13 protein-coding genes are annotated in these 13312 nt (G+C 69.3%); 6 read left to right on the top strand and 7 right to left on the bottom strand.

From position 1 onward, the window contains the following. Positions 1 to 51: 51 nt before the first annotated feature. The gene (locus tag L632_RS0107990; RefSeq protein WP_028712978.1) at positions 52 to 1419 is read right to left on the bottom strand and encodes a dicarboxylate/amino acid:cation symporter; all 1368 of its coding nucleotides are present in this window, start codon (positions 1417 to 1419) and stop codon (positions 52 to 54) included. 204 nt (positions 1420 to 1623) lie between these two features. On the opposite strand from L632_RS0107990, the gene L632_RS0107985 reads away from it, so the two are divergent. Together L632_RS0107985 and L632_RS0107980 are read left to right on the top strand one after the other, a co-directional pair. Further along, positions 1624 to 3309 (top strand): ATP-binding protein, encoded by a 1686-nt coding sequence (locus L632_RS0107985; RefSeq protein WP_028712979.1) that lies wholly within the window; start codon positions 1624 to 1626, stop codon positions 3307 to 3309. Beyond that, positions 3306 to 4652 carry a sigma-54 dependent transcriptional regulator gene (locus L632_RS0107980; protein WP_028712980.1) on the top strand — a complete coding sequence of 449 codons (1347 nt, stop codon included), beginning with the start codon at positions 3306 to 3308 and terminating at the stop codon, positions 4650 to 4652. The genes L632_RS0107985 and L632_RS0107980 overlap by 4 nt, the downstream gene beginning before the upstream one ends. Here L632_RS0107980 and L632_RS0107975 read toward each other — a convergent pair. Both L632_RS0107975 and L632_RS22225 read right to left on the bottom strand, forming a co-directional pair. Continuing rightward, positions 4649 to 5665 (bottom strand): GSU2403 family nucleotidyltransferase fold protein, encoded by a 1017-nt coding sequence (locus L632_RS0107975; RefSeq protein ID WP_028712981.1) that lies wholly within the window; start codon positions 5663 to 5665, stop codon positions 4649 to 4651. The two genes, L632_RS0107980 and L632_RS0107975, sit on opposite strands and share 4 nt — an antisense overlap. A gap of 136 nt (positions 5666 to 5801) precedes the next feature. Continuing rightward, the gene (locus tag L632_RS22225) at positions 5802 to 6515 is read right to left on the bottom strand and encodes an adenosylcobinamide amidohydrolase (protein ID WP_051416238.1); all 714 of its coding nucleotides are present in this window, start codon (positions 6513 to 6515) and stop codon (positions 5802 to 5804) included. A gap of 127 nt (positions 6516 to 6642) precedes the next feature. Here L632_RS22225 and L632_RS0107965 point away from each other — a divergent pair, with 127 nt between their 5' ends. The 4 genes from L632_RS0107965 (at position 6643) to L632_RS0107950 (ending at position 9660) form a co-directional block, all read left to right on the top strand. Continuing rightward, a complete protein-coding gene (locus L632_RS0107965) occupies positions 6643 to 6957 on the top strand; it encodes a ribbon-helix-helix domain-containing protein (RefSeq protein ID WP_028712982.1) in 315 nt (104 codons plus the stop codon). Between the two features lie 121 nt (positions 6958 to 7078). Next, positions 7079 to 7474, top strand: a complete 396-nt coding sequence (locus L632_RS0107960) for a VOC family protein (protein ID WP_028712983.1) — start codon at positions 7079 to 7081, stop codon at positions 7472 to 7474. A 50-nt stretch (positions 7475 to 7524) separates the two neighbouring features. Then, positions 7525 to 8067: a twin-arginine translocation pathway signal gene (locus L632_RS0107955; RefSeq protein WP_028712984.1), complete on the top strand. Its 543-nt coding sequence runs from the start codon at positions 7525 to 7527 to the stop codon at positions 8065 to 8067. Positions 8068 to 8079: 12 nt separating this feature from the next. Further along, on the top strand, positions 8080 to 9660 hold the full coding sequence (locus tag L632_RS0107950) for a GMC family oxidoreductase (RefSeq protein WP_028716600.1): 1581 nt from the start codon (positions 8080 to 8082) through the stop codon (positions 9658 to 9660). 57 nt (positions 9661 to 9717) lie between these two features. Here L632_RS0107950 and minE read toward each other — a convergent pair whose 3' ends face one another. The 4 genes from minE to L632_RS0107930 all read right to left on the bottom strand — a co-directional run bounded on the left by minE (position 9718) and on the right by L632_RS0107930 (position 13091). Next, positions 9718 to 9996: a cell division topological specificity factor MinE gene (gene minE / locus L632_RS0107945; RefSeq protein ID WP_028712986.1), complete on the bottom strand. Its 279-nt coding sequence runs from the start codon at positions 9994 to 9996 to the stop codon at positions 9718 to 9720. 2 nt (positions 9997 to 9998) lie between these two features. Beyond that, on the bottom strand, positions 9999 to 10820 hold the full coding sequence (gene minD / locus L632_RS0107940) for a septum site-determining protein MinD (RefSeq protein WP_084637825.1): 822 nt from the start codon (positions 10818 to 10820) through the stop codon (positions 9999 to 10001). A gap of 23 nt (positions 10821 to 10843) precedes the next feature. Further along, complete coding sequence (minC, locus tag L632_RS0107935) at positions 10844 to 11602, bottom strand: septum site-determining protein MinC (protein WP_028712988.1); 759 nt, start codon at positions 11600 to 11602, stop codon at positions 10844 to 10846. Positions 11603 to 11807: 205 nt separating this feature from the next. Continuing rightward, positions 11808 to 13091, bottom strand: a complete 1284-nt coding sequence (locus L632_RS0107930) for a solute carrier family 23 protein (RefSeq protein WP_028716599.1) — start codon at positions 13089 to 13091, stop codon at positions 11808 to 11810. Between the last annotated feature and the right edge of the window lie 221 nt (positions 13092 to 13312).

Raw genomic sequence — 13312 nt, 5'->3', positions numbered from 1 at the left:
CGGAAAAAGGGGCGCCCCTGCGGACGCCCCCTTGCTGCGATATGGGCCGGTTCAGTCGGCGCTGGCCTCGTTCAGGCGCAGCCCGGCCGGGGCGCCGTGCAGGTCGTGGATCGGCGCGGCCTCGCCCCCGGCCTCGCCGGCCAGCACGCGGTCGAACTGCTCGCGGTCCAGCGCGCCTTCCCAGCGGCTGACGACGACCGTGGCCACCGCATTGCCGATGAAGTTGGTGATCGAGCGGCATTCCGACATGAAGCGGTCCACGCCCAGGATCAGCGCCATGCCGGCGACCGGCACCGTGGGCACCACCGACAGCGTCGCGGCCAGGGTGATGAAGCCCGCCCCGGTGACGCCCGCCGCGCCCTTCGACGACAGCATGGCGACCAGCAGCAGCAGGATCTGCTGTTGCAGCGTCAGGTCGGTATTGGTGGCCTGGGCGATGAACAGCGCCGCCAGCGTCATGTAGATATTGGTGCCGTCCAGATTGAAGCTGTAGCCGGTCGGCACGACCAGCCCGACCACGGAACGCTTGCAGCCGGCCTTCTCCATCTTCTCCATCAGCGAGGGCAGCGCCGATTCCGAGGACGAGGTGCCCAGCACCAGCAGGATCTCGGCCTTGAGATAGGAGATCAGCCGGAAGATCGAGAAGCCGTTGAGCATGCAGACCGTGCCCAGGATCACGATGACGAACAGGGCCGAGGTCAGGTAGAAGGTGCCGACCAGCGTCGCCAGGTTCACCACCGAGGCGATGCCGTATTTGCCGATGGTGAAGGCGAAGGCGCCGAAGGCGCCGATGGGCGCGGCCTTCATCAGGATGTCCACCATGCGGAACACGGCATGGCTGATCGCCTCGAACAGCGCCACGACCGGCTTGCCCTTGTCGCCGATCAGGATCAGGCCGATGCCGAACAGGATGGCGATGAACAGCACCTGCAGGATGTTGCCCTCGACGAAGGCCGAGGTCATCGTGGACGGGATGATGTCCATGACAAAGCCGGTCAGCGAGGATTCATGCGCCTTGGCGGCGTAATCCGAGACCTTGCTGGCATCCAGCGTCGCCGGGTCGATATTCATGCCGGCGCCGGGGCGGATGACATTGGCAGTGACCAGCCCGACGATCAGCGCCAGGGTCGAGAAGGTCAGGAAATAGCCGAAGGCCTTGCCGACGACCGAGCCCACGCCCTTCAGCGTGCCCATCCCGGCCAGCCCGGTGACGATGGTCAGGAAGATGACGGGCGCGATGATCATCTTGACCAGCTTGATGAAGGCATCGCCCAGGGGCTTCAGCGCCTCGCCGGTCTCGGGATAGAAATGCCCGATCAGCGCGCCGGCGACGATGGCGCAAAGAACCTGGAAATAAAGATGCCTGTAAAAGGGCCGCGCTGCGTGAGCGACCGGCTCGGCCGTGGTGTCGATGTGCATGGGGCCTCCTCCGACCTGCGTATGACGACGATGTGACGGCCATGATAAATTCCCGGGCCCGGGCGCCCAAAAACCCGGCGCATGACAGCAATGCGTTGTAATCATGGCTTTTTGTCGCGCATTACCGGTCAAATCCGTGTGGTTTTCCACACAGGGCGGATCTGCTAGTGTGGAAATCCGCACAAGCGCAGCGCAAAGGAAACCATGGCCGCCACCATCGATTCGCAAGGCGAGGGCCGCCGCCTCACTCCGGGCCGGCTGTTGGTCGCGGCTGCCGTGGCGCTGGCGCTGCTGGGACTTTTGGCGCTGACCTTCCGCATCGCGCATGAAAGCGCCGCCCGGGCCCTGACCGAGCGGCTGGCGGTCAGCGCGCAGAGCCGGGTGCAGACGCTGGAAAGCGTGCTGGCCAAGCAGCGGGCCGTGGCCACGGTGCTGTCCGACGACGCCGCCGTGCGCCAGGCGCTGGCCCAGCCGTCGCAGGCCAATGTCTCGCGCGTGTCGGAAAAGCTGGAACGGTTGCAGGAACAGACCAGCAGCGCGGTGATCTATCTGCTGAATCGCGACGGCGTGGCGATCGCCGCCTCGAACTGGCACGATCCCGACAGTTTCGTCGGTTCGGATTACAGTTTCCGCAGCTATTTCAGCGAGGCCCTGCTGCAGGGCGAGGCGACGCAATTCGCGCTTGGCACGGTCAGCAGGCGGCCGGGGCTTTATCTGTCGCATGACGTGCCCGTCGGGGACGCGCCGCTGGGCGTCATCGTGGTGAAGGTGGAATTCGACGCCATGGAGCAGGGCTGGGCCCGGGCGGCCGAGACCACGCTGGTCAGCGACGCCGCCGGGCAGGTGATCCTGGCAAGTGCCCCCGGGCTGCGCTTCGCGCCGCTGCCGCCGGCCGCGGCCGGACAGGTCTCGGCCCGGCGCGAGGTGCCGGGGGCGGGCTGGGTGCTGTGGGTCCGCGCCTCTTCGGCCGAGGCGGCGCGGGCGGCGCTGCTGGCGGCGGGGACGGTCGGCTTCCTGTTCACGCTGCTGCTGGGCGGCGGGCTCTGGGGGTTGCGCGCCCGCACCCGCGCCGCCCGCCGCGCCGAGACCGAGCGCCGCTATCGCGCCGATCTGGAACGGGCGGTCGAGGCGCGCACCCGCGATCTGTCCGACGAGATGCGCGAGCGCCGCGCCGCCGAACAGCGCCTGGCGCAGCTGCAGGGCGAGATGGTGCAGGCCAACAAGCTGGCGACGCTGGGCCAGATCACCGCCGGCGTCGCGCATGAGGTGAACACGCCCCTGGCCACCATCCGCCTGCTGGCCGAGAACGGCCGCCATATGCTGCCCGAGGGCGCGCCCGATCTGGATCGCAACCTGGGCCAGATCCTGCGCATGACCGACCGCATCGCCCAGATCACCACCGAGCTGCGCGGCTTTGCCCGCAAGGCCACGGGCGAGCTGGGCCCGGTTCCGCTGAAGGACGCGCTGGACGCGGCGCTGCTTCTGACCGCCAGCCGGCGCCGGGCGCAGGACATCCGGCTGATCCTGCCCGAGATCCCGCCCGACCTGCGGGTCATGGCCGAGACGGTGCGGCTGGAGCAGATCCTCGTCAACCTGATCCAGAACGCGCAGGAGGCGCTGGAGGGCCGGGCCGACCCGGAAATCCGCCTTACCCTGCAAGAGGACGGGCCGGTGCTGCGGCTCAGCGTCTCGGACAACGGCCCGGGCCTTTCGCCGGGGATCGCCGCCGGGCTTTTCACCCCCTTCGCCACCAGCAAGCCCGAGGGGCTGGGCCTTGGGCTGGTGATCTCGCAAGAGATCGCGCGGGATTTCGGCGGCAGCCTCGCGGCCGAGCCGCCGCGCGCCGGCGAAGGCGCGACCTTCCATCTCGACCTGCCGAAAGCCGCATGACCGACGCACCCGCCCCCGACGCCCGCCTTGTCCGCCTTGTCGATGACGATCCCGACCTTCTGGAGGCGCAGCTGCAGGCGCTGCAATTGGCCGGGTTCCGCGCCGAAACCTTCACCGACCCGGCCGAGGCGCTTGGCGGCCTTGGCCCCGACTGGCCGGGCGTGGTGCTGTCGGATGTGCGCATGCCGGGCATGGACGGCTTCCAGCTGTTCGAGCGCATCCATGCGCTGGACCCCGACCTGCCGGTGATCCTGCTGACCGGGCACGGCGACGTGCCGATGGCGGTCGCCGCGCTGAAGCAGGGCGTCTACGACTTCCTGACCAAGCCGGTCGGCGGCGGCACGCTGGCGGCGGCGCTGGCGCGGGCGGCCTCCAGCCGGGCGCTGGTGCTCGAAAACCGCGCGCTGCGCCGCCAGCAACAGGACAGCGCCGCGCGCGAGACCCGGCTGGTCGGGCAAAGCCCCTTCATGCAGCATCTGCGCGAGACCGTCGCCCGGGTGGCCGAGACCGGCGGCGACGTGCTGATCCTCGGCCCCGGCGGCTCGGGCAAGGAAACCGTGGCGCGCGCCATCCATCGCCAAAGCCCGCGCCGCGCCCGCGCCTTCGTCCATGTCGCCTGCGCCGCGCTGGACGAGGCGCGCTTCGAGACCGAGATGCTGGGCGCCGAGCCGCAGGGCCGCGCCCCCCGCGTCCCCGGACGGCTGGAGGCCGCCCATCGCGGCACGCTGTATCTGGACGAGATCGACGCGCTGGCCCCGGCCCTGCAGGCCCGCCTGCTGGCGCTGATCGAGGCGCGCGAGATCCAGCCGCCCGGCAGTGCCGCGCCCCGGCCGCTGGACCTGCGCGTCATCGCCTCAAGCCGCGCCGACCTGGAACGGCTGATGCAGGAGGGGGCGTTTCGCAGCGACCTTTATTACCGGCTCTCGGGCGTGACCCTGACCCTGCCGCCGCTGGCCGAGCGGCGCGAGGACATTCCCGCGCTGTTTAGGCATTTCCTGCTGGCGGCGGCGGCGCGGCTGAACCTGCCGGTGGCGCCGGTCACCGGCGCGGTCAAGGCGCGGCTGGCCGGCCATGGCTGGCCCGGCAACCTGCGCGAATTGCAGCAATTCGCCGAAAGCCATGCGCTGGGACTGACGCCCTTCGATCCGCCGCAGGAGGGCGGGGAGGCGCCGGGCCTTGCCGATCTGGTCGCGGAATACGAGGCCGGGCTGATCCGCGAGGCGCTGCGGCTGGCCCAAGGCAATGCGACCCAGGCCATGACCCGGCTGCGCCTGCCGCGCAAGACCTTCTACGACAAGCTGGCGCGCCACGGCATCAAGCCCGCCGATTTCCGCCCCGGCTAAAGCGCCTGCAGCCGGTCGCGCAAATGCGGCATCCGCGCCAGCGTCGCGGCCAGCCGCGCACGCCAGGACGGGCCCTGCCCCATCGCCGTCTCATAGGCGTCGCGCAGGTCCTCGGGGCGTTCCTCGGCCAGCGCCTCGATCAGGAACTCGGCCTGCGCGCGGTCCTTGCGCGCCTTCAGCGCATCGGGCCCCTCGCGCCGGCGGTCGGCGACGATCAGCTTGTGGATGGCGTAACGCTCGGGCCGCGGCACCTGGATCAGGAAGCCGGCGCGGTAAAGCAGCGGCACCCGGATCGGCTGGGCGATCAGGAAGTTCAGGTAATGCAGGCTCTGCGCCGAGACGCCAAGCGCCGGCAGGTCGCGCAGCCCCTCGGTGCCGTCGAAACAGGGGGTCAGGAACTCGACCAGCGTCTGCTGCTCGCCCTGGCGCCAGCGCCAGACCCGCTGCCCTTCGAGCGAGGGCAAGGGGTCGAAGCGCAGGTCGCGGAACACCTCGGCCAGCGGCTCGGTCACCTGGTCCCCCAGCACCAGCGACAGCCGCTCGAAACTGGCGATGTCGATGTCGTCGGTCATTGCGGTCTGGTCGAAGCCGATGCGGATGCCCAGCTCGCCCTCGTAGCAGCGGAACGCTTGGGTGCCGACCAGCGTGCCGCCCAGGCGGAACACCCCCGCCCGCGCCATGGCCGAGATCACCTGGCCCGAGCCGCGGTCGGTCATCAGGCAGCCCTCGGCCCGCAGGATGCGCATCAGCCGCGAGCGTTCGCGCTGGCTCTGCCGTTCGGCCTCGCGCAGCGCCTCCTGCCGGGCAAGACGGGCGCGCAGTTCCTCGCCGTCCTCGCCGATATAGCGGTCGACGGTCTTGTCGCCGATGCGGAAATGGTCGTACCAATAGCCCTTCTGCCCGACCTTCTTCAGCCGCGGCGTGCCGCGCAGCTCGCTGACCGCGGCATCCTTGAGATGCCGCAGCAGATCGGTCCAGGCCGCCACCGCCACCGCGGAAAGATGCTGTGCCATACCCCTACCCCACGGATTTTTTCCTGTGGGGCAGGATAGCGGAAGCGCCGCTACCCCACAATGAAATAATTGTGGGGTAAGTGGCTCCTCCGCAGAAGCCGGGCCGCGCCGCGCCCGAACGTCGCCGCGCAAACCGTCAGGGATCGGCGCAGCCGGGCGCCGGCTGCGGATGGCAAAGGTCCGGCGCGGTCGGGGGCGGGCGGCTGCCGTGCTCGGCCATCCAGGCCAGCGCCCCGGCCAGCACCGCATCGTGCACCGCGGCGCCGATCGCCTCGCCCAGGGCGGTGTGCAGCCCGGCGAAGGCCGTGCCGCCGGCATCGCAGGCCACAGCGATGCAATCGGTGCCGGTGCCGGTAGCGCGCCCGGTCGGCAGCTCGATTCCGGCGCTCAGGATGGCGGCGGTGCGGGCCTCGGCGACGATGCTCAGCGCCTCGATCATCGCGGCATCGGTCAGCCCCTCCTCGACTAGCAGGACGATGTTGATCGTGCCATGGCCGCGCGGCGGCACCATGCGGCGGCGGCCGACCCGCTCGGCATTGCCCAGCCCCACGGTGGCAAGGCAGGCCACCGGGCCGGCACAGGCCAGCCGGTGATGGCGCAGCGCGCGCGAGGTCATCATGCCCACCGCCCCGGCATGACCGATCCGCGCCATCTCGGCCGCCAGCCAGCGGGTCGCGTCCAGTTCGGGGCCCAGTTCGGCGTCGCGGACCTGGCGCAGCAGGATATGCCGCGCCGCCTCGAAGCCGGGGCGGTGCGGGGCAAAGGACAGAACCCGCCGCTGCCGCCCCAGATCGGCCAGAAGCCAGGGCGGGGTCAGCCTGACCCGCAAAGCCGTTCCTGCCGCCGTCATCCCGTCCCCCCGCCGCCGGTTCCGGCCCGGTTTGCGCCATCGCGCGGCGGCGATCAAGCGCGCGTAGCAAATGCCGCGGCGCGTGCTATGATCGGCCGAACCCGCCTGCCAGTCTGGGAACCATGTCATGTGTGAAGTCTTCTCGCGCCAGGACCCGCGCCGCTATCAGCCGGTGACCCGCAAGCTGCGGCTGAACGGGCAAAGCACCTCGATCCGGCTGGAACAGGCCTTCTGGGACATCATCGACGAGATCGCCGCCGGCGAGGGCATGGCCACGCCCGCCTTCCTGTCCACGCTGCAATCCGAGGTGCTGCAGCTGGGCGGCGAGCCGGTGAATTTCACCTCGCTCCTGCGCTGCGCCTGCCTGGTGCAGCTGGAGCTGCGCGGCCGCGGCGCGCAGGATTTCCGCAAGGCGGCGCAGCGGGTGGCGCAGGCGGCCTGATCCCCGCCCGGCCGGCGCCAAGGAAGAAAATGCCCGAAAAACCGCCACGTGGTAGCATGATGCTACCCGCAGGACCCCGGCGCTTCCGATACTGGTGCAAAGATCGGAAAAAGGGGTCCGCATGGCCAAGATGATTCATTCGATGATCCGCGTGACGGACGAGGCGCGCTCGCTGGCCTTCTACAAGGCGGCCTTCGGGCTGGAGCCGGTCGAGCGGCTGGATTTCGACAGCTTCACGCTGGTCTATCTGGCCAATGCCGAAAGCACGTTCGAGCTGGAGCTGACCATCAACAAGGGCCGCGAGCAGCCCTATGAGCTGGGCGACGGCTACGGCCATCTGGCCGTCTCGGTCGAGGATGTCGCGGCCGAGCACCGGCGGCTGACCGATCTGGGTCTGGCCCCGCGCAAGCTGGTGGATTTCGCCCCCGGCGGCGAGGTCATCGCCCGCTTTTTCTTCATCAAGGACCCGGACGGATACGAGATCGAGGTGCTGCAGCGCGCAGGCCGTTACCTCTAGGCAGGCAGCCCGCCGGGAGGGGCGGGCCAACCAACTCAGGGAGGAGTGAGATGACTGTCACCCACATATCCCCCTCTGGCAGCGATGTCAGGGGGCTGACCCGGCGCGGCCTGCTGGCGCGCGCCATGGCGGCGGGGGCGACCTTCGTGGTCGGCTCGGGCTTCGTCGCCGCCCGCGATGCGGCCTGGGCGGTCGAGACCGCGGCGCTGAAGCCCGAGACCATGGCGGTGCTGATCCAGATGGCCCGCGACATCTATCCGCATGACCGCATCGCGGACCGCTTCTATGCCATCGCCGTCAAGGCGCATGACAATCCCGAACAGGCGCAGATGATCGAGGAGGGCGTGGCCGGGCTGAACCTCGTCGCGCAGGCGCAGGGCTTCGACGGCTACCTGGCCGCGGGCTGGGAAAAGGACCGCGTCGCCATGCTGCGCCTGATCGAGCACACGCCCTTTTTCCAGACCGTGCGCGCCGGGCTGGTGACCGGGCTCTACAACCAGAAAGAGGTCTGGCCGGTCTTCGGCTACGAGGGCGAAAGCTTCTCGCAGGGCGGCTATATCGAGCGCGGCTTCAACGACATCGACTGGCTGTGAGGGGAGGCGGACATGGCTGACAATGTGGCGAAATTCGGGCATGACGACGCCTCGGTCGTGGTCGTGATCGGCACCGGCTCGGGCGGCGGCGTGCTGACCAACGAGCTGGCGCAAAGGGGCGTCAAGGTCGTGGCGCTGGAGGCGGGCGGGCGCTACCTGCCCGAGGATTACATCAACGACGAATGGGACAGCTTCGCACAGCTGAGCTGGGGCGACATGCGCACCACCTCGGGCGACTGGCGGGTGGCGCGGGACTTCGCCAACCTGCCGGCCTGGATCGTCAAGGCGGTCGGCGGCACCTCGATCCACTGGGCCGGGGCCTCGCTGCGCTTTCAGGAACACGAGTTCAAGGCGCTGTCGACCTATGGCCCGGTCGACGGCGCGAACCTGCTGGACTGGCCGATCACCCTGGCCGAGCTGGAACCCTATTACGATCTGGCCGAGAAGAAGCTGGGCGTGACCCGCACCAACGACCTGCCCGGCCTGCCGGGGAACAACAACTACCTGGTGCTTGAAAAGGGCGCCAAGGCCGCGGGCTACAGCAAGGTCTCGACCGGGCGCATGGCGATCAATTCGGTCGAGAACGACGACCGCATGGCCTGCCAGCAGACCGGCTTCTGCTTCCAGGGCTGCAAATGGGGCGCGAAATGGTCGGCGGCCTATACCGACATCCCGCGCGGCGAGGCGACCGGCAATCTGGAAGTGCGCGACCATAGCCACGCCACCCGCATCGAGCATGACGAGGACGGCAAGGTCACCGGCGTGCGCTATATCGACAGGGACGGAACCGAGCAGTTCCAGCGCGCCCGCATCGTCGCGCTGGCCGGCAATTCCATCGAAAGCCCGCGGCTGCTGCTGGCCTCGGCCTCGGACCGCTTCCCGGACGGGCTGGCGAACAGTTCGGGCCAGGTCGGCCGCAACTACACGCGCCACACCACCGGCTCGGTCTATGCGATCTTCGAGCGCCCGGTGCGGATGTGGCGCGGCACCACCATGGCCGGCATCGTGCAGGACGAGGCGCATCACGACCCCTCGCGCGGCTTCGTCGGCGGCTATGAACTGGAGACTCTGGCCCTGGGCATCCCCTTCATGGCGGCCTTCATGGACCCCGGCGGCTGGGGGCGTGAGTTCACCACGGCGCTGGACAGCTACGAGAACATGGCCGGCCTGTGGATCGTGGGCGAGGACTTGCCGCAAGAGACGAACCGCATCACCCTGAACCGCAGCGAAAAGGACCGTTTCGGCCTGCCGGTGCCGAACGTGCATTACGACGACCATCCCAACGACATCGCCATGCGCAACCATGCCTATGCCGCGGGCGAGCGGATCTATCGCGCGGCCGGGGCGACGCGCATCCTGCCGACGCCGCCCTACCCGTCCACGCATAACCTCGGCACCAACCGCATGTCGGACAATCCGCGCGACGGGGTGGTGAACAAATGGGGCCAGGCGCATGACGTCCCGAACCTGTTCGTGTCGGACGGTTCGGTCTTCACCACCTCGGCGGCCGAGAATCCGACGCTGACCATCGTCGCGCTGGCGATCCGCCAGGCCGAGCATATCGCCGCCGAGATGGAGAAAGGCGCGCTTTGACCAAGAAGCGGCCCGCCCTTGCCCGGGCGGGCCGTCCGTGCGGGGACGGGCGCGGCCCTAGCTGGCCGTCCGCGCCTTCAGCTGTTTGGCATAGGGCAGCTCGATGTTGATCTCCAGGCTCGACAGATCGTCGCTGCGCTCCAGCTTGACATCCACGGCGTCGCTGTCGATCTCCATGTGCCTGCGCACCACTTCCAGGATGTCGCGCTGCAGCAGGGGCAGGAAATCCGGATTGGACCCACCGCTGGAACGCTCATGCGCAAGCAGGATCTGCAGGCGCTCCTTGGCGGTCTGCGCCGAACTGGGCTTTCGCTGGCGGAATGAGAAACCGAACATGGTCAGGCCGTCCGTCCCAGAAGCCGCTGGAAGAAGCCGCGGCGCTGCTCGCCGGGGTTCACCCGCATCTCGATCTGCTCGCCGACCAGCCGGCCGACGGCGTCCATATAGGCCTTGCCGGCCGGCGATTTCTCGTCCAGCGACACCGGCGTGCCCTCGTTCGAAGCCTTCAGCACCGAGGTGCTTTCCGGGATGATGCCCAGCAGCGGGATGGCCAGGATCTCCAGCACGTCCTGCACGCTCATCATCTCGCCGCTGGCCGAGCGGTTCTGGTCGAAGCGGGTCAGCAGCAGCTGCGCCTTGACCGCGCTGCCGTCGCCCTTTTCGGCCAGCGCCGTCTTGCTGTTCAACAGCCCCAGCACCCGGTCGCTGTCGCGGACCGAGGAAACCTCGGGGTTGGTCACCACCACCGCCTCGTCGGCGAAATACATCGCCAGATGCGCGCCGCGCTCGATCCCGGCGGGGCTGTCGCAGACGATATAGTCGAAATCCTCGCGCAGCTCGTCCAGCACCTTCTTGACGCCCTCTTGCGTCAGCGCGTCCTTGTCGCGGGTCTGCGAGGTCGGCAGGACATGCAGGTTCTCAAGCCGGCGGTCCTTGATCAGCGCCTGCTTCAGCTTGGCATCGCCCTGGATGACGTTGATGAAATCGAAGACCACGCGCCGCTCGCAGCCCATGATCATGTCCAGGTTGCGCAGGCCCACGTCGAAGTCGATGACGACCGTCTTGTGGCCGCGCATGGCCAGCCCCGCGCCGATGGCCGCCGAGGAGGTGGTCTTGCCGACGCCGCCCTTGCCAGAGGTGACTACGATAACCTTGCTCACGAGCGTTTCCTTTCGATCATGGGTCATGTGAGGGACTCGATGCGCAGCACCTCGCCCTGAAGATAGACCTGCACATGCTGCCGCGGCGTGTCGGGCCCCAGATTCTCGCTGGTGCGGTAGAGGCCGGCGATGGCCAGCAGCTCGGCATCCAGCGCATGGCAGAAGATCCGCGCCGAGGCATCGCCATGCACCCCGGCCAGCGCCCGGCCGCGCAGCCGGCCGTAGATATGGATGTTGCCCGCCGCGATCACCTCGGCCCCCGAGCCGACCGAGCCCACGACGATCAGGTCGCCGCGATCGGCAAAGACCGTCTGGCCCGAGCGCACCGGCTGGGTGACCATGCGGTTCGCGGGCTCCTTCGCCGCCGGGGCCGGGGCGGGGTCGCGCACGGGTTCGGGGCGGCTGCCCTGGCGCGAGACGCGCTCCAGCGCGATGTCGCGGCCGCCGGGCAACGAGATCAGCCCGGCCTCGGCCGCCGCCCGGGCCTGCGCGGCCGTGCCGCTCTGGACGCCAAAGACCGACAGCTTGCGCCGGCGCAGCTCGGCGGTCAGCTGAATCAGCTCGGCGGCGCTGTCCAGCCCCTGGGCCTGTTCCAGGTCCACCACCAGGGGCGCGTTGTCGAAGAACAGCGGCGTCTGGTTCAGCCGTGCCTCCAGCGCCTCGAAGAAGGCCCGGTCCGGCCGGCCGGTCAGATGCAGCGCGATGGCCGTGAAGGTGCGGCCGCGGATCTGTAAAGGCTTCACGGTCGCGACGGTCTGGGCCGCGCTTTTGCCGGATTGCATCACTGTGCTCGGTTCTGCTCTGTTCTTGCGTGTGACGCGGGCGGGCGCGCCCGCGCTTTTGCCGGTCTTCCTAATACGTCCGGGCGCCAGCGTCCATTGGCAACTGGCGCCGCGCGCGGATTCAGCGGAACCATGCCGGCGCAAAAGGCGAATTTGCGCAGGAATCCGTCGCCCGCGCCGGCCGCTGGGCGCGGGCGGGCGCGAATCAGCCCTCGGCCCGGCGGCGGATGCCCAGCAGCTGGTAAAGCAGCAGCGCCGCGAAGGTCGAGGTGCCGATGCCCCCCAGCGCGAAGCTGCCGATGGTGACGGTGAAGTCGCCGGCGCCGAAGATCAGCGCCACGCCCACCGTGAACAGGTTGCGCGGATCCGAGAAATCGACCCGGTTGTCCACCCAGATCCGCGCCATGGCCGAGGCGATCAGGCCGAAGACGCAGACCGCAAGCCCGGCCAGCACCGGCGCCGGGATGGTCTGCAGGATGGCGCCGAATTTTGGCGACAGGCCCAGCAGGATCGCGATGGCGGCCGCCATGGGAAAGATCAGCGTCGAATAGACCCGGGTCATCGCCATCACGCCGATATTCTCGGCATAGGTGGTGACGCCGGTGCCGCCGCCCGCGCCGGCCAGCATGGTGGCCAGCCCGTCGCCCAGAAAGCCCCGGCCGATATAGCGGTCCATGTTCTGCCCGGTGATCGCGCCCAGGGCCTTGATATGGCCCAGGTTCTCGGCCACCAGCACGATGGCGACCGGGGCGATCAGGGTGATCGCCGACCATTCGAAGCGCGGCGCGGTGAAATTCGGCACGCCGAACCAGGGCGCGGCGGCGACGGCGGCGAAATCGATGCCCGGCACCAGCCCCAGCCCGTTGCCGCAAACCAGGACCAGCCCATAGCCGAACAGCAGCGCGATCAGCACCGCGATCCTGCGCGTCGCCTGCCGGCCGTAGACCGAGACCAGCGCCATGCACAGCACCGTCGCCGCGGCGATGGCCAGATGCGCGTGGCTGCCGGTCAGCTGCCGGACCGCCACCGGCGCCAGGTTCAGGCCGATGGACATGCCGATGGCCCCGGTCACCGCCGGCGGCATCAGCCGCTCGACCCAGGCCGAGCCGATGGCCATGACGATCAGGCCGATCAGCGCATAGACGAGGCCGGCGGCGACGATGCCGCCAAGCGCCACGGCGATGTTGGGGTTCGCGCCCTGCCCGGCAAAGCCGGTCGCCGCCATGATGACCGCGATGAAGGCGAAGGACGAGCCCAGATAGCTGGGCACGCGCCCGCCGGTGACCAGGAAGAACAGCAGCGTGCCGATGCTGGAAAAGAACACCGCGACATTGGGGTCGAAACCCATGATCAGCGGCGCCAGAATGGTCGAGCCGGACATCGCCAGCAGGTGCTGCAGGCTCATCGGCAGGGCCTGGGCCAGCGGCAGCTTTTCATCGGGTAGCACCGTGGCGCCGGCGGCCGGGCGCCAGTCAGGAAAATAGCCCATCACGTCCCTCGGGGATTCGGTTGCGTGCCCAGGCTAATGCGGGGCTTTGCCGGAAAAGGCCAGTGGCAACCCTGCGTGATCCCGCCGCCCCCGCGACCGCCCCGCCCAGGGCCGCGGGCCGGGCGCGGAGGAACGATCTTCTCTGCCGGCCGGCCCCCGCGACAAGCCCCGTCTCCGGCGGCGCCCGAGTTTGGAATGGCCGGGCTGGGGGCGCGGGCCTA

Origin of the sequence: Paracoccus sp. J39 (assembly GCF_000518925.1) — a bacterium.
Classification (GTDB): domain Bacteria; phylum Pseudomonadota; class Alphaproteobacteria; order Rhodobacterales; family Rhodobacteraceae; genus Paracoccus.
This window is presented reverse-complemented; position numbering and strand designations above follow the sequence as displayed.

What these genes read in the sequence shown, in the direction of transcription:
- minE (WP_028712986.1), bottom strand. Translation starts at nt 9,996, where the DNA reads ATGTTCGGTTTCTCATTCCGCCAGCGAAAGCCCAGTTCGGCGCAGACC.
- L632_RS0107985 (WP_028712979.1), top strand. Translation starts at nt 1,624, where the DNA reads ATGGCCGCCACCATCGATTCGCAAGGCGAGGGCCGCCGCCTCACTCCG.
- L632_RS0107960 (WP_028712983.1), top strand. Translation starts at nt 7,079, where the DNA reads ATGGCCAAGATGATTCATTCGATGATCCGCGTGACGGACGAGGCGCGC.
- minC (WP_028712988.1), bottom strand. Translation starts at nt 11,602, where the DNA reads ATGCAATCCGGCAAAAGCGCGGCCCAGACCGTCGCGACCGTGAAGCCT.
- L632_RS0107975 (WP_028712981.1), bottom strand. Translation starts at nt 5,665, where the DNA reads ATGGCACAGCATCTTTCCGCGGTGGCGGTGGCGGCCTGGACCGATCTG.
- L632_RS0107965 (WP_028712982.1), top strand. Translation starts at nt 6,643, where the DNA reads ATGTGTGAAGTCTTCTCGCGCCAGGACCCGCGCCGCTATCAGCCGGTG.
- L632_RS0107955 (WP_028712984.1), top strand. Translation starts at nt 7,525, where the DNA reads ATGACTGTCACCCACATATCCCCCTCTGGCAGCGATGTCAGGGGGCTG.
- L632_RS0107950 (WP_028716600.1), top strand. Translation starts at nt 8,080, where the DNA reads ATGGCTGACAATGTGGCGAAATTCGGGCATGACGACGCCTCGGTCGTG.
- L632_RS0107930 (WP_028716599.1), bottom strand. Translation starts at nt 13,091, where the DNA reads ATGGGCTATTTTCCTGACTGGCGCCCGGCCGCCGGCGCCACGGTGCTA.
- L632_RS0107980 (WP_028712980.1), top strand. Translation starts at nt 3,306, where the DNA reads ATGACCGACGCACCCGCCCCCGACGCCCGCCTTGTCCGCCTTGTCGAT.
- L632_RS0107990 (WP_028712978.1), bottom strand. Translation starts at nt 1,419, where the DNA reads ATGCACATCGACACCACGGCCGAGCCGGTCGCTCACGCAGCGCGGCCC.
- L632_RS22225 (WP_051416238.1), bottom strand. Translation starts at nt 6,515, where the DNA reads ATGACGGCGGCAGGAACGGCTTTGCGGGTCAGGCTGACCCCGCCCTGG.